18 protein-coding genes are annotated in these 20,756 nt (G+C 46.0%); 6 read left to right on the top strand and 12 right to left on the bottom strand.

From position 1 onward, the window contains the following. Positions 1-765: 765 nt before the first annotated feature. A complete protein-coding gene (locus tag IEV61_RS05155; RefSeq protein WP_188414363.1) occupies positions 766-1,728 on the bottom strand; it encodes an isopenicillin N synthase family dioxygenase in 963 nt (320 codons plus the stop codon). Positions 1,729-1,964: 236 nt separating this feature from the next. On the opposite strand from IEV61_RS05155, the gene IEV61_RS05150 reads away from it, so the two are divergent. Both IEV61_RS05150 and IEV61_RS05145 read left to right on the top strand, forming a co-directional pair. Further along, positions 1,965-3,983: a DUF6600 domain-containing protein gene (locus tag IEV61_RS05150; RefSeq protein ID WP_188414362.1), complete on the top strand. Its 2,019-nt coding sequence runs from the start codon at positions 1,965-1,967 to the stop codon at positions 3,981-3,983. Positions 3,984-4,062: 79 nt separating this feature from the next. Then, complete coding sequence (locus tag IEV61_RS05145) at positions 4,063-4,503, top strand: thioredoxin family protein (protein ID WP_188414360.1); 441 nt, start codon at positions 4,063-4,065, stop codon at positions 4,501-4,503. 228 nt (positions 4,504-4,731) lie between these two features. Here the strand turns inward: IEV61_RS05145 and IEV61_RS05140 are convergent, their stop codons facing one another. Next, positions 4,732-4,914, bottom strand: coding sequence for a hypothetical protein (locus IEV61_RS05140; protein WP_188414359.1), 183 nt, complete (start codon positions 4,912-4,914; stop codon positions 4,732-4,734). 148 nt (positions 4,915-5,062) lie between these two features. On the opposite strand from IEV61_RS05140, the gene IEV61_RS05135 reads away from it, so the two are divergent. Beyond that, a complete protein-coding gene (locus IEV61_RS05135) occupies positions 5,063-5,374 on the top strand; it encodes a hypothetical protein (protein WP_188414357.1) in 312 nt (103 codons plus the stop codon). Between the two features lie 117 nt (positions 5,375-5,491). Here the strand turns inward: IEV61_RS05135 and IEV61_RS05130 are convergent, their stop codons facing one another. The 7 genes from IEV61_RS05130 to tilS form a co-directional block, all read right to left on the bottom strand. Beyond that, on the bottom strand, positions 5,492-6,304 hold the full coding sequence (locus tag IEV61_RS05130; RefSeq protein WP_188414355.1) for an SDR family oxidoreductase: 813 nt from the start codon (positions 6,302-6,304) through the stop codon (positions 5,492-5,494). Positions 6,305-6,663: 359 nt separating this feature from the next. Beyond that, on the bottom strand, positions 6,664-7,653 hold the full coding sequence (gene egtD / locus IEV61_RS05125; RefSeq protein ID WP_229747041.1) for an L-histidine N(alpha)-methyltransferase: 990 nt from the start codon (positions 7,651-7,653) through the stop codon (positions 6,664-6,666). Between the two features lie 21 nt (positions 7,654-7,674). Further along, positions 7,675-8,820, bottom strand: coding sequence for an ergothioneine biosynthesis protein EgtB (egtB, locus tag IEV61_RS05120; RefSeq protein ID WP_188414353.1), 1,146 nt, complete (start codon positions 8,818-8,820; stop codon positions 7,675-7,677). Position 8,821: 1 nt separating this feature from the next. After that, positions 8,822-10,393, bottom strand: a complete 1,572-nt coding sequence (locus IEV61_RS05115) for an ABC transporter permease/substrate-binding protein (protein WP_188414351.1) — start codon at positions 10,391-10,393, stop codon at positions 8,822-8,824. Continuing rightward, complete coding sequence (locus tag IEV61_RS05110) at positions 10,390-11,352, bottom strand: ABC transporter ATP-binding protein (RefSeq protein ID WP_188414349.1); 963 nt, start codon at positions 11,350-11,352, stop codon at positions 10,390-10,392. Before IEV61_RS05110 ends, IEV61_RS05115 begins: the two co-directional genes overlap by 4 nt. Positions 11,353-11,429: 77 nt before the next feature. Next, on the bottom strand, positions 11,430-11,939 hold the full coding sequence (locus tag IEV61_RS05105) for a hypothetical protein (protein ID WP_188414347.1): 510 nt from the start codon (positions 11,937-11,939) through the stop codon (positions 11,430-11,432). Further along, positions 11,936-13,270 (bottom strand): tRNA lysidine(34) synthetase TilS, encoded by a 1,335-nt coding sequence (gene tilS, locus IEV61_RS05100; RefSeq protein WP_188414345.1) that lies wholly within the window; start codon positions 13,268-13,270, stop codon positions 11,936-11,938. Before tilS ends, IEV61_RS05105 begins: the two co-directional genes overlap by 4 nt. Before the next feature lie 50 nt (positions 13,271-13,320). Here tilS and IEV61_RS05095 point away from each other — a divergent pair, with 50 nt between their 5' ends. Next, positions 13,321-15,789 (top strand): OstA-like protein, encoded by a 2,469-nt coding sequence (locus IEV61_RS05095; protein ID WP_188414343.1) that lies wholly within the window; start codon positions 13,321-13,323, stop codon positions 15,787-15,789. A 133-nt stretch (positions 15,790-15,922) separates the two neighbouring features. Here IEV61_RS05095 and IEV61_RS05090 read toward each other — a convergent pair whose 3' ends face one another. The 3 genes from IEV61_RS05090 to IEV61_RS05080 form a co-directional block, all read right to left on the bottom strand. Beyond that, the gene (locus IEV61_RS05090) at positions 15,923-16,444 is read right to left on the bottom strand and encodes an REP-associated tyrosine transposase (protein WP_188414341.1); all 522 of its coding nucleotides are present in this window, start codon (positions 16,442-16,444) and stop codon (positions 15,923-15,925) included. A gap of 181 nt (positions 16,445-16,625) precedes the next feature. Beyond that, complete coding sequence (locus tag IEV61_RS05085; protein ID WP_188414339.1) at positions 16,626-17,213, bottom strand: non-canonical purine NTP diphosphatase; 588 nt, start codon at positions 17,211-17,213, stop codon at positions 16,626-16,628. A 2-nt stretch (positions 17,214-17,215) separates the two neighbouring features. Continuing rightward, positions 17,216-17,755 (bottom strand): hypothetical protein, encoded by a 540-nt coding sequence (locus IEV61_RS05080; RefSeq protein ID WP_188414338.1) that lies wholly within the window; start codon positions 17,753-17,755, stop codon positions 17,216-17,218. Positions 17,756-17,820: 65 nt separating this feature from the next. On the opposite strand from IEV61_RS05080, the gene IEV61_RS05075 reads away from it, so the two are divergent. Together IEV61_RS05075 and IEV61_RS05070 are read left to right on the top strand one after the other, a co-directional pair. Further along, a complete protein-coding gene (locus tag IEV61_RS05075; RefSeq protein ID WP_308472317.1) occupies positions 17,821-19,314 on the top strand; it encodes a peptidylprolyl isomerase in 1,494 nt (497 codons plus the stop codon). An 8-nt stretch (positions 19,315-19,322) separates the two neighbouring features. Further along, positions 19,323-20,288, top strand: a complete 966-nt coding sequence (locus IEV61_RS05070; RefSeq protein WP_188414337.1) for an AAA family ATPase — start codon at positions 19,323-19,325, stop codon at positions 20,286-20,288. The last annotated feature ends 468 nt before the right edge of the window (positions 20,289-20,756 follow it).

Below are 20,756 nucleotides of genomic sequence, written 5' to 3'. Positions count from 1 at the left end.
TCTTTTATGTAGTTCTTCACCCCGGCGCTCTATCCGTTTATCTCCGAACCTATCTCTGTAATCCGCATTCTGCATCCGCAAAAATACAGCTTATACTTGTGGGTACACCGTAGTCCCCGAGGAGGGCAGGGAGGGGTTTAATGAAGCGTTCATCAATCATGCTTTTCAACCCCTCCCTGCCGCCGCACCGCCAGCCGCACCCTTCCCGAGGAGGGAACTTGAAAAGTGAGCAGGTTGAAATTCCCTCCCTGGGGAGGGCAGGAGGGTTTAATGAAGCGGTTCGCCAATCATAAGTGTTCAACCCCTCCCTGCCACCGTACCGCCAGCCGCACCCCTCCCTTAGGAGGGAACTGAAAAGAAATAAGCAGGTTGAAATTCCCTCCCTAGGGAGGGCAGGGAGGGGTATAATGAAGCGTTCATCAATCATGCTTTTCAACCCCTCCCTACCACCGCACCGCCAGCCGCACCCCTCCCGAGGAGGGAACTTGAAAAGAAATAAGCAGAAAAAGCAGCCGCTAATTCCCTCCTTGGGGAGGGTAGGGAGGTGTTTAACAAAGCGTTCACCAACCATGCTGATCAACGCTCTCCCTTCCACCGCACCCAAGGAGGGAACTTGAAAACTAAGCAGTTATTAATTCCCTCCTTCGGGAGGGCAGGGAGGGGTCTAATGAAGCGAAAGATTGAATAGCAGCCATTCTAAAACTAAAAAGCGGGCACAATGCAATTTAGTTGCACAGCGCCCGCTTTCGGTTGAAAAAGGGATTCTTATTTTTTTAGGCCTATTTCTCTTAATCTTTCGTCGAGGTATTCGCCTGCGGTTATATCGGTGTATAGTTTAGGGTGTTGTTCGTCAATGCAGCTGTCTAAACTGGTTAGATCCATAGTTGCTTTAGGGTGCAAAAAGAAGGGTACCGAAAAACGGGAGAACTTCATTTGCTCGCGCGGCGGATTAACCACCCGGTGCGTTGTTGACTTCAGTTTGTTGTTGGTTAAGCGTTGCAGCATATCGCCTACGTTAACCACCACATCTTCGCCATGGGCTTTAATGGGGAACCACTCGTTTTCGCGGGTTAGTACTTCAAGTCCGTCGGCGCTGGCACCAATTAATAAGGTAATCAGGTTAATGTCTTCGTGTGCACCGGCGCGTACGGCATCGGGGGCTAAGGCATCCGGGTCTTCAATAGGGAAGTAGTGCAGCGTGCGTAAAATGGAGTTGCCATTGTGTACCTTATCATCAAAATAATTTTGCGGCAGGCCCAGGTAAACGGCAATAGCTTCAAGCAACATGGTGCCCGCAGCTTCCAGCTTGGCGTAGATCTCGCGGGTTACGGTGTTAAATTCGGGTAGTTCGTCTACGTAAACATTATCGGGGTAAAAATCTTTAACCGGGTCGCCATCGGTAACAGTTTGGCCAATTTGCCAAAACTCTTTCAAATCGGGTATTTTAAAACCTTTAGCGGTTTCTTTACCCTTACTGGTGTAACCGCGCTGGCCGGCCAGTTCGGGTTTTTCATATTTCAATTTAACATCTTCAGGCAAGGCAAATAGAGCTTTTACCTGGGTATAGAGGCTGTCTATCAGTTCTTTGCTTAGGCCATGGTTGGTAATAGTAACAAAACCGGTTTCGTTGAAAGCCTTGCCAATGGCATCCGAAAACTGTTTGCGGCTTTCGGCATCACCGTTTTTATAGGTATCTAAATCTAACCGCGGAATATTCACTGTGCTCATACTCATCTGTTTTTAGGTAATAAGTGGTAAAATTAGTAAAAAAAGAAGCCCCTCCCAAACCCTCCCCGGGAGAAGCCCCCCTCTAAATCTCCCCCCGGGAGGGGGAGACTTTAAATTGACGTTAAAGCCCTCCCTCCCGGGGAGGGTCTGGGAGGGACATAAAAACATTATATAGATTAAACGCTTTTAATATTATGGTGTCGAACGCTTGTACACACCAATTAATACCGCTGAACATGAAACCATTAATCAAATATATAAGCCTTTGCTTCCTGGCGGTTTCTACCATGCTGGCTTTACCTCAAAGCGTAAAGGCGCAGGGCGATGAAATTACCTTTCAGGATTTTTACGATCAGCTATCACCTTACGGTACCTGGGTAGATGATCCTGATTATGGCAGCGTATGGGTGCCCGACGTTGACCAGGATTTTAGGCCTTATGCCACTAACGGGCACTGGGTAATGACCGAATACGGCAATACTTGGGCATCAGATTACGACTGGGGCTGGGCACCGTTCCACTACGGCCGCTGGCGTTTTGACGATTATTACGGTTGGGAATGGATACCCGACTATGAATGGGGACCGGCCTGGGTTGACTGGCGCAGCAATAATGATTATTATGGCTGGGCGCCTCTTGGCCCCGAAGCTAATGTAGATGCCAGTTACAGCAACTATGATATTCCTTACGATTACTGGACTTTTGCACCGCAGATATACATTAATAGCCCTGTAATTTATAACTACTATGTGCCAAGGCCACGCATTTCTTCGTTTTTTGGAAGAACTGTGGTTATCAATAATTTTTACAACCGCAATAACCGCCGCTACATTGCCGGTCCGCGTATTGTGGATATTCAAAGAGTTACCCGCAGCAGGGTGCAGGTATATAACATTACTAATATTAACCGCCCGGGAAGAGGGTACTTTAATAACAATAACTTTAATATTTACCGTCCGCAGGTTAGGCACGTTACCGATGCCCGCCCAGATCGTGTGGTAGATGCCCGCGCTTACCGCAACGCCAACCCCAATTACCGCATTGGTGGCAGGGGCGGAAATTATAATCAAACCAACGCTGCCCGTTTAGCAGGCATAGCCCGCAGTAACGATGCAGCCAACCGTGCCGTGGTAAGGGTAAACGATAATAGAAATAACGGCTGGAACAGTAATAGCCCCCGTAATAACAACGATCGCAACAACAGGCCAAACATGCCGCAGCGCCAGGCAGGCGATGTGCCCAACCGTACGCGTGATGATCAACAGCAACGCCGCGACCAGCAACAAGGCCAGCAGTTAACTGAGCAGCAACGCCAGCAACAGGCCGAGCAGCGTCGTCAGCAATACGAGCAACGTCGTGGTCAGCAACAAGGCCAACCCGGACAGCCGCAAACAGATCAGCAGCGCCAGCAGGCTGATGAGCGCCGCCAGCAATTTGAGCAACGCCGTCAGCAACAGCAACAGGCGGGTCAGCAAGGCCAGTCTGGTCAGCCGCAAACAGATCAGCAACGCCAGCAGGCAGAAGATCGTCGCCAGCAATTTGAACAACGCCGTCAACAGCAACAGGCGGCCCAGCAAGGTCAGTCGGGCCAGCCGCAAACAGATCAGCAGCGCCAACAGGCTGATGAGCGTCGTCAACAAATGGAGCAACGCCGTCAGCAACAGCAACAGGCGGCCCAGCAAGGTCAGTCGGGCCAGCAGCAAACAGATCAGCAGCGTCAGCAGGCCGATGAGCGTCGCCAGCAAATGGAGCAACGCCGTCAGCAACAACAGCAGCAACAGGCTGGTCAGCAAGATCAGCAACGCCAGCAGCAAGCTGAACAACAACGCCAGCAGCGTGAACAGGCGCAGCAACAAAGGCAACAACAGCAAGACCAGCAGCGCCAGCAACAATCCGATCAGCAACGCCAGCAACGTGAGCAGGCGCAGCAACAAAGGCAACAACAGCAAGATCAACAACGTCAGCAGCAGGCCGAGCAACAAAGACAACAACAAGCGCAAGCTCAGCAACAGCGCCAACAACAGGAGCAAGCCCAACAGCAGCGTCAGCAGCAAGCTGAACAGCAAAAGCAACAGCAGGAACAACAACGCCAGCAACAGGAGCAAGCCCAACAGCAACGCCAGCAGCAGGCCGAGCAGCAAAGGCAACAGCGCGAACAAGCTCAGCAACAGCGTCAGCAGCAACAAGAGCAACAACGCCAGCAACAGGAGCAACAGCGCGCAACACGCCCAGTTAGGCCTGTTACCCCTGCTTAGTTTTTTAAGATGATTTTCTTTACCAACCTGTACGGGCGTACAGGTTGGTTTTTTATAAACTTTACTTTATATTTATTAGATGAAGCTTTTTTTTAGCTCCATAGGTTTGCTTTGCGTTCTAGCGTTTAACTGTGCCGCACAAACTGATGGTAACGATGGAGAAATAAACTTTGTGGAAACATCGTGGCCGCAAGCCCTGAAACGGGCGGCTGCCCAACACAAGTACATTTTTGTGGATGCTTATGCCACTTGGTGCGGCCCCTGTAAAATGCTGAAAGCAACAACGTTTAAAAACAGTAAAGCCGCAGCTTTTTATAACCAGAACTTCATCAATGTAGCCCTGGATATGGAACGTGGCAATAACCCGCAACTGGCACAAGCCTGGGGCATGAGGGCTTATCCAACATTAATTATTTTTGACAGTAAAGGGAAGATTGTATTGAATACGGTAGGTTTTATTACGGCTAAAGATCTGGTGCGTTTTGGCGAAGAAGCCTTGCGCAGGGGCAAAGTCATTTAAATAAAAAAAGTCGGATCACTCTCGCAGTTATCCGACTCTACATCTACCTATGAAAAACAGCCCTTTTGAGTGGGCATCATCATATAGACAAAAGGTATACCATTAGTTTAAAAGCTGCTTTTAGCTTAAAATAATTGCTTATTAGCGTTTATTAATTCTCTTGCGGGGAAATTATTACTGTGGAGTGTGGTGTTATTTCCCTTATTTTACGCTATTGTTATCTAACTATTAATTTGCTTCCCGCCCATCGGTGCGTGTACCCGTTTTTGAGGTATCTAAGCGAGAAGTGGCTGTATCGTGCGGGTTATCAGAGGGTCCGCCGAAAGTGTTTTTTGGATTTTCATGGCAGGCTGCTAAAGTGCTTATCAGCATAGCAGTGAGTATTATTATTTTTCCCCGTTTCATTTTCATGGCTATTAATATAACTACAAGTTAAACCGGGTTTTGTTTATGACGCTGTTGGTAGATTTACCTGTAAATTAATAGCATTTAATGATACTTATTTAGCCCGTATGTTATTTTTAGATAAACTATATGGAAGATATAATGTTATTTTTTTATGGATCACAATGTATATCTTTTAGCTACCGACCCCAACGATCCCTGCCGGGACGTTATACACTCGCGTGATACTACCCTGAAGGTGAAGGTTTACTGCGTAAGCGATGAAAACTTTACACCCAACCCTAACGAGATACAACTTTTTGGTTATGCTGATAAAAAGCTGTACGCTTTTGAAACCATCAACATAACTCCAGATGATGCGCTTGACGTGATCAGCGCTATACAATGGTATGCCGATTATATTGATTTTCCCGACATGGAGATACTGCCCGATGACCCACGCATAGGTCATAGCGTGGCTATGTAACCAAAGTTGAGCCTTAATGCATCAGTCAATTAAACTACGCCTATAATGGCGACAATGTCATATAAACAGGAAAGCCGTTCATTATGAACGGCTTTCCTGTTTATATATACTAAAATATTAAACGCCACTAAATACAGAGAAGCCCCCATCTACATTAATTACCGTACCGGTAACAAAAGCCGAGGCATCGCTCAGCAACCAAACCAATGCGCCAATCAATTCGTCGGCGTGGCCAAAGCGTTTGAACGGCGTGTTTTTAACCACTAGATTACCGCGTTCGGTATAGCTGCCATCGGGCTGGGTAAGCAGGGTGCGGTTTTGCTCGGTTAGGAAAAAGCCTGGTGCAATAGCATTCATGCGTATGGTATCGCCGTAACGGTTGGCCGCTTCTACAGCAAACCATTTGGTATAACTATCTACCGCTGCTTTAGCCATGCTATAACCCAATACCTTGGTAATGGCCTGTTGCGATGCCATTGATGATATGTTTACAATGCTGCCCTTACCGCCTTTAGCCATTACCTCGCCAAATACCTGGGTAGGTATCAGCGTGCCCCAAAGGTTAAGGTCCATTACCTGGCGCATGCCATCCATACTCATGGTAAATATATCCTGATCGGGCTGTATAACGCCACCCGGCATATTGCCGCCTGCGCCGTTCACCAGGCCGTCAATACGGCCGTAAGTGTCTATTACTTTATCGCGTGCAGCAATCAGGTCGGCTTCTTTCATTACATCGGTAACTAAAGCAATGGCTTTTCCACCACCGGCGTTAACGGCAGCGGCGCGTTCCCGGGCTATTTTTTCGTTACGGCCCAAAATTCCAACGGTGCCACCGGCTGCAGCAATACCTTTTACAAAGGCATCGCCTAAAATACCGGTACCCCCGGTTACTAAAATTACCTTATCTTTTAATGAGAAGTTATCCATTATTTATTGTTGATGAGTTGCATTGCAAAGCAAATAAAAATTTAGCAGGATGCCGGGAGAAATATGAAATAGGTATTTTATTGTTTGTGAACCTCGTCCTGTCAGTCTGAGCTAGTCGAAGACTTGTACGATCTTTAAGTCTTCGACAAGCTCAGACTGACAATCTATCTCGGTCATGCCGATGAATATCGGCATCCCACCAGAAAGGCGAACGACAAATAGGCCACTTAATACATTATAAATGCGGTCTACTTAGCGCGTGAGATGTCGATATTCATCGGCATGACAGTAATTATGGTACTGCCATCATTAAAAGCGTGCAGTATTAGCTATGCAACTCCCCTTTAGGGGCCGGGGGATTAAACCACCATCCATATAGCATCTAAAAACCAGCCTTTACTATCAAAAAAGTGGTTCACCGGTTTAAATCCGGCACTTGCAGCCATTTCGTTGGTTTGGGTAACGGTGTATTTTTGCGATATTTCCATGTAAATGTACTCGTCTTTTTTAAAAACAAAAGTTTCATCGCATAGCTGCACCTGCTGGTCGGCCAGGCTAATCAAATAGCTTTTGCAGGCGCCGGTTTCGGGGTCGTACATGGGGTAATGCTCAAACTGGCTCACATTAAAATTGCCTTGCAATTCGTGGTTAATGCGGGTAAGCAGGTTGAGGTTAAACTGGCTGGTAACTCCTCCAGCATCATTGTAAGCGGCCAGTATGGTTTTAGGGTTCTTTTTCAGATCAATACCTATTAAAACGCTGTCGCCTTCAGATAGATGTTTGCGCATCTCGGTACAAAAGCCCTGGGCATCGCTAACCGGCATATTGCCTATGTTAGAGCCTAAAAAGAGTACCACCTTTCTGCGGGTCGATATTTGGGCAGCACGCTTCAGCATATCAAAGTACTCGCCGGTAAGGCCCTCTAACTGTAAACCTGGAAGTGTTTGTGGCAAGGTTTCGTTGAGGTAATTAATTACATGGCCCGAAATATCGATGGGTACATAAGTAAAGTCAGTCTGCTTATCCAGCAAGTGGCGCAGCAGGTGGGTTGATTTCATGGCATCGCCGGCACCCAGCTCAATTAAATCGAACGGACTGCCATCGGCTATTATGGCTTGTGCCAGCGCCGCGGTTTGCTGCGTAAATATTTCCAGTTCGCAATTGGTTGGATAGTATTCGGGAGCATTCATGATCTCCTGAAAAAGCTCATCGCCGGCAGCATCATAAAAATATTTAGCTTCCAGGTATTTGGGGGTAGCGGCTAACCCCGCCATTACATCGGCGCAAAACTGCTGGTTGGTATTGTTATCCTGCATTTGTGGTGTCAGGGTAGATTCAAAATTTTTCATTAGTAAAAGATGAGGTAAAGGCTATTGGGCTAAACGAATTCCGGTAAAATGCCAGCGCAAATTGGGGTGAAAAAAGTTACGGTAAGTAAGGCGGCTATGGCCCGGGGGCGTAGCTTCTGATGCACCGCGCAGCACTTTTTGGCTTACCATAAACTTGCCGTTATACTCGCCAATAGCACCGGGCGCTTTACTAAAACCAGGGTAAGGCAGGTAAGCACTTTCGGTCCACTCCCAGCGTGTACCCCAGCTAAATTGGGATGCTGCAGCTTCCCACTCAAACTCGGTAGGCAGGCGCATGCCTTTCCACGAGGCGTAGGCATAGGCTTCATAATAACTAATGTGCATTACACTATCGTGCAGGTGCAGTGGCTCTAAGCCTCTAAACGTATAGGTATGCCATTCGCTGTCAACATTGTGCCAGTATAAAGGTGCTTTTACTTCGTTAGTTTTTACCCAATCCCAGGCTTCGGCGTGCCAGTATCTGAAATCCTGGTAGCCGCCTGCATCCACAAACGCCAGGTACTCGGCGTTGGTAACCAGTTTGGTGCTTATCTGATAGTCATTAAGGTAAACCTTATGGCGGTTCAATTCATTATCGAAACAAAAATCGGAACCCTGGTGGCCAATTTCATAAATGCCTTCGGGCATGCTTAACCAACCTTCCTGCTCCTCCAATACCGGCGATGCATATTGAGGATTATAAGCAGGAAATAAAGGGTTATGGCCTAAAATGTATTTAATGTCGTAGTATAAAAGCTCCTGGTGCTGCTCCTCGTGGTTTAAGCCTAAAATAAAGAGTTCTTCAATTTCGGGCGAAACATCCTGGCCAAGAAATTTATAAATGGCATTATCTACATACTCCCGGTAACGGTATACATCAAGTACGGTAGGGCGGCTCAGGTTACCACGATCGGTGCGGATAACGCGTGCGCCTACGGTTTCGTAATAGCTGTTAAAAACGTAGTTATAGTTAGGGTCGTATTCCTGGTAGCCCATAAAATAAGGCTTTAATATGAAAGTCTCGAAAAACCAGGTGGTATGGCCAATATGCCACTTGGGCGGACTAACATCGCCAATGGGCTGAACCACATAATCTTCGGTTTGAAGGTGGCTGCAAATGTCTTCGGTACGCCGGCGTACCATTTTGTAAGAGTCGGCTAAATTCATGCTAATTATTCGTATCCAAATAGCGTTTTAAATCCGAAATTGTTTTGATGCGCAGGTCATTGCTTTGTTGTTTCCGCATCATTAAAGCATACGCATTATTAAAGCCTATTGGTTTTAGCCAGGTGATATTAAATTGCTGCTTAAACTGCTGCTGTACGTAAGCATAGGTCTTATCTCTATCAAGCCCAACTTCCTGTACTTTTTGTGCCGATGGCTTGAGCAGCACCAGTAAACCGGTGCCGGTATACTCGGGGTAAAAGTCTATCTGGTCGTTGGTTAAGGCATCAAAGCAAATTTTGGTGCCACCCAGCCCGGTTTTGGTAGCGGTGCTATAATTGGTGTAGCCCTCAATTAGCATGCTGTACATACTAGCTAAGATATATTGCTCACCAAAAACTTTGGAACCTATGCGCACAGTACCTGCCTTACCATGCCGACTGGGCTGGTAAAGCTTTTGTGCCACCAAAAAATCTTTGGCCACCCGCTCGGGTGTTTGATGCAGGTAATCGGTACGGTAATTCAGATCGGTCATCACCGAATCATTGATATGTCCCGATAAAAGATTAAGCGTTTGCTCCAATTCAGGGAATTTTTGCAGGGCCGACTGCCTTATAATAGGTGCCGCATAATAAGGTGGAAAAATTTTCTTATCATCCTTGAGCACCATTAAATTATAAGCTTTTAATCGGCCGTCGGTAGAGTAACCGCTAATCACATCCAGCTGCTTTTCGTAAGCGGCATTATACATTACGGCATCGTTAATTACGATGGTGTGTATTTTGAGCCCATACTTTTGCTGTAAGCCCAGGTTGCCATCTTGCCGGCCCATAAATTCGGGTGTAAAACCGGCGGTAAGCTTGCTGCCAATGGCAGACGGAATGAGGTAGAACGAAGCCAGCGCCAAAGCAATTGCAGGCAAGGCGTATAAACCAAATTTTAATTTTTTGAAGCTGATCTTCTGCACAATGGATAACAGGAAATCGAACAAGATAGCCAGCAACGCCGCCGGGATAGCCCCTGCCAAAATCATGTTGCTGTTGTTGAGCGATATACCACCAAAAATAAATTCGCCTAAACCACCGGCCGCTATGTACGAGGCCAGCGTAGCCACGCCCACATTAATAACCGTTGCCGTGCGGATGCCTGCCAGTATAACCGGCATAGCCAGCGGCAGTTCTACCTTAAAAAGCACTTGCTTTAAACTCATACCCATAGCCAAAGCAGCTTCTTTAACAGAGGCATCAACCCCGGTAATACCGGTGAAAGTGTTACGGATAATAGGTAACAGCGCATATAAAAATAAGGCTACAATAGCGGGTTTGGCACCTATGCCTAACAAAGGAATCATGAAACCCAGCAACGCAATGCTTGGGATGGTTTGCAGTACCCCGGCTATGCCTAATACCGTACCCGAAAACTGCTTTTTACGTGCAATAAAGATACCCAGCGGCAGGCCTATCAATACGGCTATGAATAACGATATAAAAGTTAGCCCGATGTGTTCGAGCGTTTGCGTGAACAACTTGCCCGATTGCTCCTGCATAAATTGCCATAATGTTTGTTGCTCGTTCATGCTGGCAATGAGGTTTGGTACTGATGATAAGCGGCCATGAGTTGTTCAAAAGTGGTGGTCTTGGCTTCATTAGCTGCCGATGGAATGAGCAGAGCCTGCTGAGTAGCGCCTTTAAGCACTTCCATAGCTGCCCAAACGCTTTCGGTAGAACGGATATTAAGCTCAGTGCCCTGTACAGCCATAGCAGGCGGCAACAGGTCCCAAATACTTTGAATGGTTAGTGCTTTAAGTTCCAGCTGCAGGCGCTGGGCTTGCAAAAAGTCTTTCACAAAATCGTTAATCGGGCTAAACAGGAGTTCGGCCGGGGTGCCGGCTTGTACTATGCGCCCTTTGTCCATAATGCAAATTCGGTTGCCCAGTTCAAAGGCTTCCTGCACATCGTGCGTTACCATCACTATGGTTTTGCGTTGTAATTCATCCAGCGCCTTAAACTCGGCTTGTATTTTAGCGCGGGTTATATTATCCAGTGCGCCAAAGGGTTCGTCCATCAGCAATACGGGCGCATCTGCCATCAGGGCGCGGGCTAAACCAATACGCTGCTGCTGACCGCCGCTTAATTGAGCCGGGTATTTAGTCAATAGATCGGCAGGCAGGTGTAGTTTTTCTACCAGTTGGTGCATGCGGTCCTTTATCCGTTGAGCATCCCATTTGAGCAGGCGGGGTACTATGGCTATATTTTCGGCCACGGTGTAATGAGGAAACAGCCCGTTGTTTTGTAAAACGTAGCCTATGTTGCGTCGCAGTAGTTCGGGAGGCTGACGGGTAACGTCTTCGCCGTTTATTTGGATGGTGCCGCTGGTGGGTTCTATCAGTCGGTTAAGCATTTTAAGGGTAGTAGTTTTACCGCAGCCACTGGTACCCAACAAGATCAGGTTCTCATGCTCGGCCACTTCGAAAGAAATATCGTCTACCGCTTTGCTTTGGCCGTAATGTTTACTGAGCCGTTCAACCTTGATCATGCTTAAAAGTATTAAGATTTACCCCTCCCAACCCTCCCCAAAGAGGAGGACTTTGAACATATTGAGCAAACAGGATTCTAAAGCCCTCCCCCTCGGGGAGGGTTGGGAGGGGTCTCGCTTTGTATAGCCCTCAGCAACTCGTTGCAGTGCTGCGAACCTATAATGTAAACCAGCCCATCACGGTCGGTAAGGTGAATGGCATCGTTACCGGCGGTATAAAAGCGAATGGTGCCCTTGCTGTGCAGATTATAAACAGGGTTGTTGAATAAATAGCGGCTATAAGTGCCTTTTTCTACCTTAACAATGCTGTTCAGGTCTATTTTAACCAGTTTAGTGGTCCATAAGCCATTTAAAATAATGCTTTGATTTTGTACCTGGGTGCTAAAATGTACTACAAAACCCAGGATGATAGAGATGATCACTATAGCAAAGCCCACTACTACCAGCAGGTCGGCATTGCGCTCATTATCATCGGTAAAAAAGAAAACGGCAAAGCAAAGCATAGCCAGCACCAGCCTTATGGTTACGGGAATCCACTCGCGGCCGAGGTACTGCTTTTCTATAAAAACCGGTTTGGTAGCTGTCATGGCTTTAATAGTTCGAAGATAGTAACTTTTTTGGTTTGCGGTGTCAATTTATAACGGTTGCTTAAGCGGTATCCGGCAATCCAAATTACTTCACCGTTGCCATTTACCAGCAACGGAATCTGCGTTTTTTGGTGAAGCTGTATTTTTTGATTGATGAAAAAATCACTCAGTTTTTTGCGGGTATTCATACCCAGCGGTACAAAATAATCGCCCTGCTGCCAGGTGCGCAGCATTAAGGGGTATATTAACAAACCGGCATCGGTAATGGCTTGGTTAGCATTAGCATACGCGTGGTTAAGCTCGTTGGTAGGTACTATTTTTAATTTATGGTTGCCGAAGTTTACCAACTCATCCGTTTCATAGATCTGTACAGGCTCGGGGCTATTAGGCGCTTTGGGTTTCAGGATTAACTTATCCCGATCAAGCAGTAAAGTATGGGTTAGCGATTCAAAAACGCGCCCGCTGTGTTTATTTAAAGATGCGATGAGGCCGTCAATACTGGTTTCATTAAAGCCATACTCTTTCAATAAACCCACTAAAAGCAAACGTTGAGGGTAAAGATTACGCAGGCCTGCTAAAGGCAAGTGCACTTCGTTGTCCTGCACAACCCAAAGGTCCTTTTTAACCATTGCCAATTGCTGTTGCAGCAGCAGCTCCAGTTCGCGAAAATGATGGAGGTTGCGCTCAAAGGTTTGCTCCAGGTTGGGGTTAAGTTCCTTAAGTTTTGGAACAACCTCGTGCCTGAGTTTGTTGCGAGCATATTTGGTAGATGCGTTAGAGCTATCCTCCACATAAGCCAATTGGTGCTGCACAATTAAGCCTTCAATTTCAGCTCTTGTTATAAACATTAGCGGGCGTACCCATAGGTTGTTTTTAGATAATATGCCATGCAAACCAGCAATACCCGTGCCGCGCGTAAGGTTTAACAATATAGTTTCAATTGTGTCGTTTTGGTGGTGTGCCAGCGCAACGGCGGTGTATTGGTGCTGTTGGCTCAGTTGCTTAAACCACCGGTAGCGCAGCTCACGGGCGGCCATTTGTATGGAAACTTTCTGCTCACGGGCAAAGCCGGCAGTATCAAAGTCTGTAGTGTAAAAAGGTACTTGCAACTGTTGGGCCAATTGGCGGCAAAACTCCTGATCGGCAATGGCTTCGGTGCTGCGCAACTGAAAATTGCAATGCGCTATGGCAAAGTTATAACCGGCTGCTTTTAGCAAATGAACCATTAAAACCGAGTCCATGCCACCGCTCACCGCTGCCAATACCTGCTCTTGAGGCGTAAACAGCTGGTTTTGCTTAATAAAGGCGGTAAAACGTTCGACCGGCAACATGGTCAAAATTATTAATTTAATAACCGCAACCAAACAACTAATTTTGCAGCGTGAGAAAATATCTCTTTACCTACATCCTGTTACTTTTATCTGTTGCTGCCGTGGCGCAGGTTAAACCGGTGCGCAGGCCTGCAAAATCTATTGTTACCATTGTGAGTTCTACTTATTCGCGCGGTAATAAAGATGCGAACGGTGAGGATGTGTTCAAAGTTTATAACGGCGTATTCAGGCAGGAAACCACTACTTTACGTGCCGATAGTGCTTACTTCTACAAATCACGAAATTCTTTCGATGCTTTTGGTCACGTACACATTAGCCAGAGCGACACGCTTGATGTTTATTCTGACAAGCTTTACTATAACGGAAATTCGCACGTTGCCTTACTAACCGATAATGTAAGGATGATTGATCGGGATGCCACCCTTACCACCAACTATTTAACGTATAATACCGCCCTCCGTATAGGCACTTATACCGGCGGGGGCAAGCTGGTTAATAAAGACAATACACTGGTTAGTCAAAACGGATATTATTTTGCCAACTCGCCGGGCCGGGATGCCTTTTTTAGATACAATGTAGTGCTTACCACGGTTGATGCCACCATTAAAACCGATACCTTGAAATACAGCTCGGCTACACGCATAGCTTACTTTTTTGGTCCTACAAATATTTATGGCAAGGATAAGGATACCCTTTATACCGAAAACGGCCGGTATAATACCGTCAACGAGCAAGCCTTTTTTGGGAAAAGAAACAGGTATTCGCAAAAAACAAAATCGCTCAAAGGCGATAGCTTATTTTATGACCGCATTAGGGGTTATGGTCGTGCCGTGAAAAATGTGACGTTTGACGATGAGGAGCAAAAAGTAACCATCAAAGGCGATTTGGGCGAGTATTACCGGAAAGATGAGCGGGCGGTAGTAACGCAGAACCCCTACGTAATTATGGTAACCGAACAGCGCGACACCACAAAGAAAGATACGGTGGTTAAAGCACCGCCTTTAAAATCTAAATCAGATAAAACAAGGGCTGCCCGCAAGCCGGTACCTAATACTATTCCTGTTAAACAAAGCACGCCAGCCAAAACTGCGGACATACCAATAGCGGATTCTTTAGCTGCCAAGCCAGCGCCTAAAATTAAACGCGATACTATTTATTGGGGTGCCGATACCCTGGAAACGCAAATTGTGACCTACAAGGTATTGAAGGAAATGCAGGAAAAAATGCGGCTGGCCGGTATCAGAGATACTTCTTTAAAAGATTCTGTTAAGCCGGTTATCAAAAAAGTGCCTTTAAAACTATCAACTGCTAAAAATTTGATCCTGATGCCCCCGGCGGGTATTAAAATGGATATGAGCTTTTTGCATCCCGACTTATTTGGTGCACCCAAACTGCCCGATACCACGAAGAAGCAAGCCATTGCCACAACCCCCGTCAAGGGAAAAACCGATACCACTAAAGCTGCATTAGCTAAAGCGGGTACGGAAAAGGGTAAGACAGAAAAGGCGATACCCGGTAAGGAAACAACGGCCAAAGCAGCACCTATAGCGCCGCCCAAAGTGGTAAAGCCCGATTCGGTTTACCTTACCCGTAAGGTAGAACTGCAGGATACCGCCCGCATCCGTATTTTGAGTGCGCACCATAATGCCAAGATCTTCAAATCGGATTTGCAGGCCAAGGCCGATTCTATGTTCTACAGTTATGCCGACTCTACCATGCGCTGCTACATCAATCCCATTTTTTGGACACAGGGTTCGCAGCTCTCGGGCGATACCATTATGCTGCAATTGAAGAACAAAAAGCTGGATAATATGGATCTTTACCCCAATGCCTTTACGGTAAATATTGAAGGGACAGACTCCACACACTTTAACCAGGTGGCCGGTAAAAAGATGCGGGGCTTTTTTGCTGATAGTAAACTGTATCGCATGTTTGTAGACGGTAATGCCGAATCTATTTATTTTAACCGCGATAGTGGTAAGGTAACGCAGATGCTGCGCTCTATTGCCAGCCGTTTCCGGGTGAATTTAAAAGATAACAAGATCAGTAACCTTACGAAGTATACTAAGATAGAAGATCGTATTATCCCATTAGAAAAAGCCAAGGATGATGATAAGATATTAAAAGGATTCATCTGGAAACCTAAGGAACGCCCGGTATCTAAAGAAGCTATTACGCAGGCGTCGAGGTTTAAAGCCGTAGCGCGGCAGGCCGCTAAACCACCCGCCAAAGGTAAACCGGTAGCTGGCAAAAATCCGGCTTCAGGTAAAAATACTGTTCCTGATACAAAATCTGCTCCGGTCGATTCTGTAAGCAAGAAAGTGACCGTGGCAGATTCTATTTTGCGCAGGGTAATTCAACCAAGTTCAACGGGTGGCACCAATAAAGCAGATTCAATACGATTAAGCCGCCCACCGCTAAACAAAACCATACTGCAACCACCGGGCAGTACCGTGCCTGTTAAATTAGAACGTGAAAAGGTGATCACCGATACGCTGACGAAGAAAACACCGAGGTAAGCAGGTCTTCGTAAGCGTAGACGCTTACACCAGAATACATTGAGGCGTGGACGCCTCAATGGGCGACGCCTGCGCATGATGAGGCGTCCACGCCTCATCACATCTTGGTGTAAGCGTCTACGCTTACGAGTTGTTAAGCTATAACTATAAGCGGACTTTCCTCATTAGCACTACTATACCAATATTCGTGTGCCGAGCCTACAAAACCAGCTTTTATCGGGTTGTTATGAATATAATCTATCTTTTGTTGAATCACGTTTGGTGTATACAGTAATACCGGATAGTTGCCGTTTTGCCAAAGTTGATGTTGTTTGTTTTGCGGGTTATGTTTCCCAGCTCGCTCAAAAGCTTTTAGCAACCAATCTTTGCGGCTTTCCTGCGCGTTTGTGCTAATAAGTTGGTAGAGCTGTTTTGAAGAAAATGTCTTAAAGTCACGCAATACATCACTTAACGTTCCTCCGTCCACATTGGCAACCATATGCAGATGATTGGTCATCAATACATAAGCGTAAATGTTAAGCTTTTTATGCTGTTGGCAATATGCAAGGTTCTCTATGATACATTCGCTGTATAAACGGCGGGTAAAGAGGTCTATCCAATCCACAATGGTAAGGGTTACGAAATACAATTGATCAGTAGAGGCAGTGCGCGACATGTGGATTATTTTTAGCGTATGGGCAGTATTGATTTTTTATACTGTACGTTCCGCACGGTCAGGCGTTCACGCCTGGCCGCATTTTAAGGTAAGCGTCCACGCTTACGTAGTAATATTAGTTCGTAAGCGTGGACGCTTACATCAGGATTCATTGAGGCGTGGACGCCTCAACGGGCATTTATCAAACCGTCTTTTCCTTCAGAAACGCGATCAGCTTTTCCATAGCTATAGCCCGGTGGCTAATGCTATTCTTCTCTTCCATCGTCATTTCGGCAAAGGTAATGCTGTAGCCTTCGGGCTCAAATATGGGGTCGTAGCCAAAGCCATCGGTTCCGGCTTTTTCTTCACGAATGGTGCCATTGACGGTACCTTCAAAAAAGTGTTCCTCACCGTTCCACATCAGCGAGATTACCGTGCGAAAACTTGCTTTACGGTTGCTTTGACCTTGCAGGTTTTGCAATACTTTGTTAATGTTAGCCTCGTGGTTACCATGAGTGCCTGCATAACGGGCCGAGTAAACGCCGGGTTCATTGTTCAGGGCTTCAACTTCCAGTCCGCTGTCGTCGCCAAAGCAATTGAGGTTGTACTTGTTAAAAATGTAGTGACTTTTTATAGAGGCATTTTCACGGAAGGTAGTACCGGTTTCGGCAATATCATCGGTGCAATTAATATCGGTAAGGCTGAGCAATTGCAGCTGATTGCCGGTTTTAGCGGCTACTTCTTCAAGCTTATGTTGGTTATTAGTGGCAAAAACTAAGGTAGCGGGCATTGTTAAAAAGTTTTGATTTGGTTCCAAAAGGCTTTGGTGTTTTCTTTATTACCCATCATTTCCTCAAAGGCAAAGGTGTAAAGGGCCTGGCAGTTATCGGCCTGGTCGGTTTCGTTCAATACAAGCGCCGGCAAATTTGAGGGCAAGGCTTTGCTGCCTAAAATTAAAAGCTTTTGTGGCTTGAAAAATTGCGATAACTGCTCCCAGTTTGCTGCCTGGGTATGAGCCAGGTTTACAATGGCCAGATCTTGCAGTGAGTAGTTAATGCGGGTAACGGTGCTTATTAAAGCGTTTAAGTGTGCCTCGGCAATAAATTCATCGGCAGTGTAATGCGTTAGCACCAAAAAGTTTTTTTGATTATCGCCTAAGTACTTAAACGTTATTACAGGCGTTTCATCAATTATTGTGGGTGTTTCTATTGGGGCAAGCGGCTCTGATGGCTGCGCAATAGGATTGCGGTAAGCGTCGCGGTCGGCCCGGAGCAAAAACAGATCATCGGGTAAAAAGTACTGTAGCTGGTTAAGCGGCGTATCCAATTTCACTTTAACAAATTTTAACAAAATTAGCTAAAGCAAGTGAGGGTTTATGGGCATATTCGCATATTATTATGCCACAGGTATATAATGACATATTAATGCCGCCGAAGTCGGGAAATTTTGCGAAATTCGGAGGTTTATTTCAGTGGCGCTGCGCTTACTTACGGCAGTGCGCAATTAAATGGTACATGAGAAAGTTTATAGTTGTTTTTTTTAGTAGTTTATTAACTTTTGGTTTTGCCCAGGCACAACGCAGCACTTTAGATAAGGTGGCGGGCGTGGTAGGCGGAAGCATTATTTTAAAATCGGATATAGAGTTACAGTATGCCAACTACCTGGCACAGGGCGGTGCGGCTAATCCTGATATTAAGTGTGCTATTTTAAGTCGTTTGTTAACCCAAAAATTACTGGCACAGCAAGCGGTAATTGATAGTGTTACCGTAACCGAGGATGATGTAGATGCTAATATTGACCGCCGTATGCGCGGTATGATACAACGTGCCGGCGGACAAGACCGCCTGGAGCAGTTCTTGGGTCGTTCTACCATCCAGTATAAAGATGAGATACGCCCCGACATCAAGGAGCAAATGATTGCAGAAAAGATGCAGGGAAAGATCACCGAAAAAGTGAGTGTTACCCCGCAGGAAGTTCAGCGCTTTTACAGCCATATCCCTAAAGACAGCTTACCATCTTACAACAAAGAGGTAGAGGTTGGAGAGATCGTTTTTCAACCGAAACTGAATAAAGACGAAAAGCAGTTTTACAAAGACAAAGCCGAAGGTTTACGTACCCGTGTAAAGAACGGTGAAGATTTTGGTAACATCGCACGGATCTATTCGCAAGATCCGGGTTCGGCTATGGATGGGGGAGATTTAGGCTTTTTTGACCGTAGTACTATGGCTAAAGAGTTTACCGCAACCGCGTTTAAATTAAAAGCAGGCGAAATCTCTCCCGTGTTTGAAACCGAGTTTGGCTTTCACTTTTTACAGGTAATAGAGCGCCGTGGTGAGCAGGTTCACGCCCGTCACGTATTGGTTATTCCGGTAATTACACCGGGTAGTTTAACACGTATTAAGGCTAAAGCCGATAGCGTTTATGACCTCATTACCAAAAACAAGCAAATTGATTTTTCTACCGCTGCATCGGTTTACTCTGATGATAGAGAAACCAAATATAATGGCGGTATGATACTGAATGCCGAAGAAGTACAATCGCGTTCAACGCTGATCCCTACCAACAAATTAGACCCGCAGGTGGCTTTAATTGTTGATACCATGAAAGTGAATGGTATTTCAAAACCACAGTTATTTACCGCTCAGGATGGTAAACAAACTTACAAGATCTTGTACCTGCGCTCGGTAACGGATGCACATAAGGCCAATTTGGCGCAAGATTTACCAAAGCTAAAAGAAGTAGCCCAAGCCGATAAAGTGAACCGCACGGTAAGCGAATGGTTTGAAAAGAAAAGGAAAAGCACTTTTGTGCGTTTAGACCCTGAATTTACCACATGTGCCGAATTAAAGCCATGGATAAACACACAGCAAACTGCTCAAGTTAAGCCTTAATATAGTTTATGACGTCGTACCGTTCGGAAGTAGAGGCCGCTGATGCTCTAAAACAGGCCTACCAAAACATTAAAGCTGAAATAGCCAAGGTTATTGTAGGCCAGGATGAAGTGGTAAAGTCAGTATTGATCTCTATTTTTAGCAACGGGCACTGCTTGCTGGTAGGCGTACCGGGGCTGGCCAAAACCCTGCTGGTGCAAACCATTGCACGGGTATTAGACCTTAACTTTAACAGGGTACAGTTTACCCCCGACTTAATGCCCTCGGACATTATAGGTGCCGAAATTTTGGGAGAAGACCGCCACTTTAAATTTATTAAAGGACCCATTTTCTCCAACATTATTTTGGCCGATGAAATTAATCGTACGCCGCCCAAAACCCAAGCTGCGCTGTTAGAAGCTATGCAGGAAAAAGCCGTTACTGCGGCCGGTGTTACACACCAGTTGGACAAACCCTTTTTTGTACTGGCTACCCAAAACCCCATAGAGCAGGAGGGAACCTATCCTCTGCCCGAGGCACAGCTTGACCGCTTTATGTTCAACGTAACGTTAAGCTATCCATCATTTGCCGAGGAGTTACAGGTGGTAAAGAATACGACGAGTACGAATAATGTACAGTTAAATAAAATAATTACAGCTGCCGAAATTGTGGAGTTTCAGCAGTTGGTGCGTAACATCCCCGTGAGCGATCATGTGCTCGAATATGCGGTGCGTATGGTGTCTAAAACCCGTCCGCAGGGAGAGTTGGCTACCCCGCAAGTAAAGCGTTTGTTAAACTGGGGCGCTGGTCCGCGGGCTTCGCAATACCTAGTGCTGGGCGCTAAATGCCATGCCGTTATCAGTGGCAAGTATTCGCCCGATATTGAAGACGTGCAGGCCGTAGCCAAACCTATTTTAAGGCACCGCATTGTTCGCAGCTACCATGCCGAAGCCGAAGGGTTATCTGCCGATCAGATTATTGAGCAGTTGTTTTAAAAATTGCTTTTGTAGATATTAAGAGGAGGCTTCGTGTAAACGGGGCCTTTTTGGTTCCCGGGTAGTCTGAAGACTACCGGCATACGTGTTCGAAGTTAAAGACTGCGAACAGTGCTGTTGTGTTTCTGGTTATCAATAAGTTTCTTCCGTTGTTAAAAGCTATCTTTAGCCTGATATGGTAAAGGTCGCTTCGAAAAAGTTGTTCAGAATATGGATCGTCAATGCCGTGCTATGCGTAGCCGGAATGTTGATCTATAGGTATTTTATTGTAAAAGCTATACCTAATGAGCAAAACTTCTTTTTCGCGTTATTGACAGTTGGGGTAGCTATACTGAAAGTAGTTTGGTCCCAGTTGTTTTTCTTTTTAATGCTTTTTTGTGGTTTAACCATTTTTTTAAATCTAAATCAGCGCATTGTAAATAGCCTGTTTTTATCCCTGTTAACTTTTCTGCTCATTCCTTTTTCATT

Origin of the sequence: Mucilaginibacter galii (assembly GCF_014635825.1) — a bacterium.
Classification (GTDB): domain Bacteria; phylum Bacteroidota; class Bacteroidia; order Sphingobacteriales; family Sphingobacteriaceae; genus Mucilaginibacter; species Mucilaginibacter galii.
Note: the sequence above shows the minus strand (reverse complement) of the source record. Positions and strands in the feature narration are given on the sequence as shown.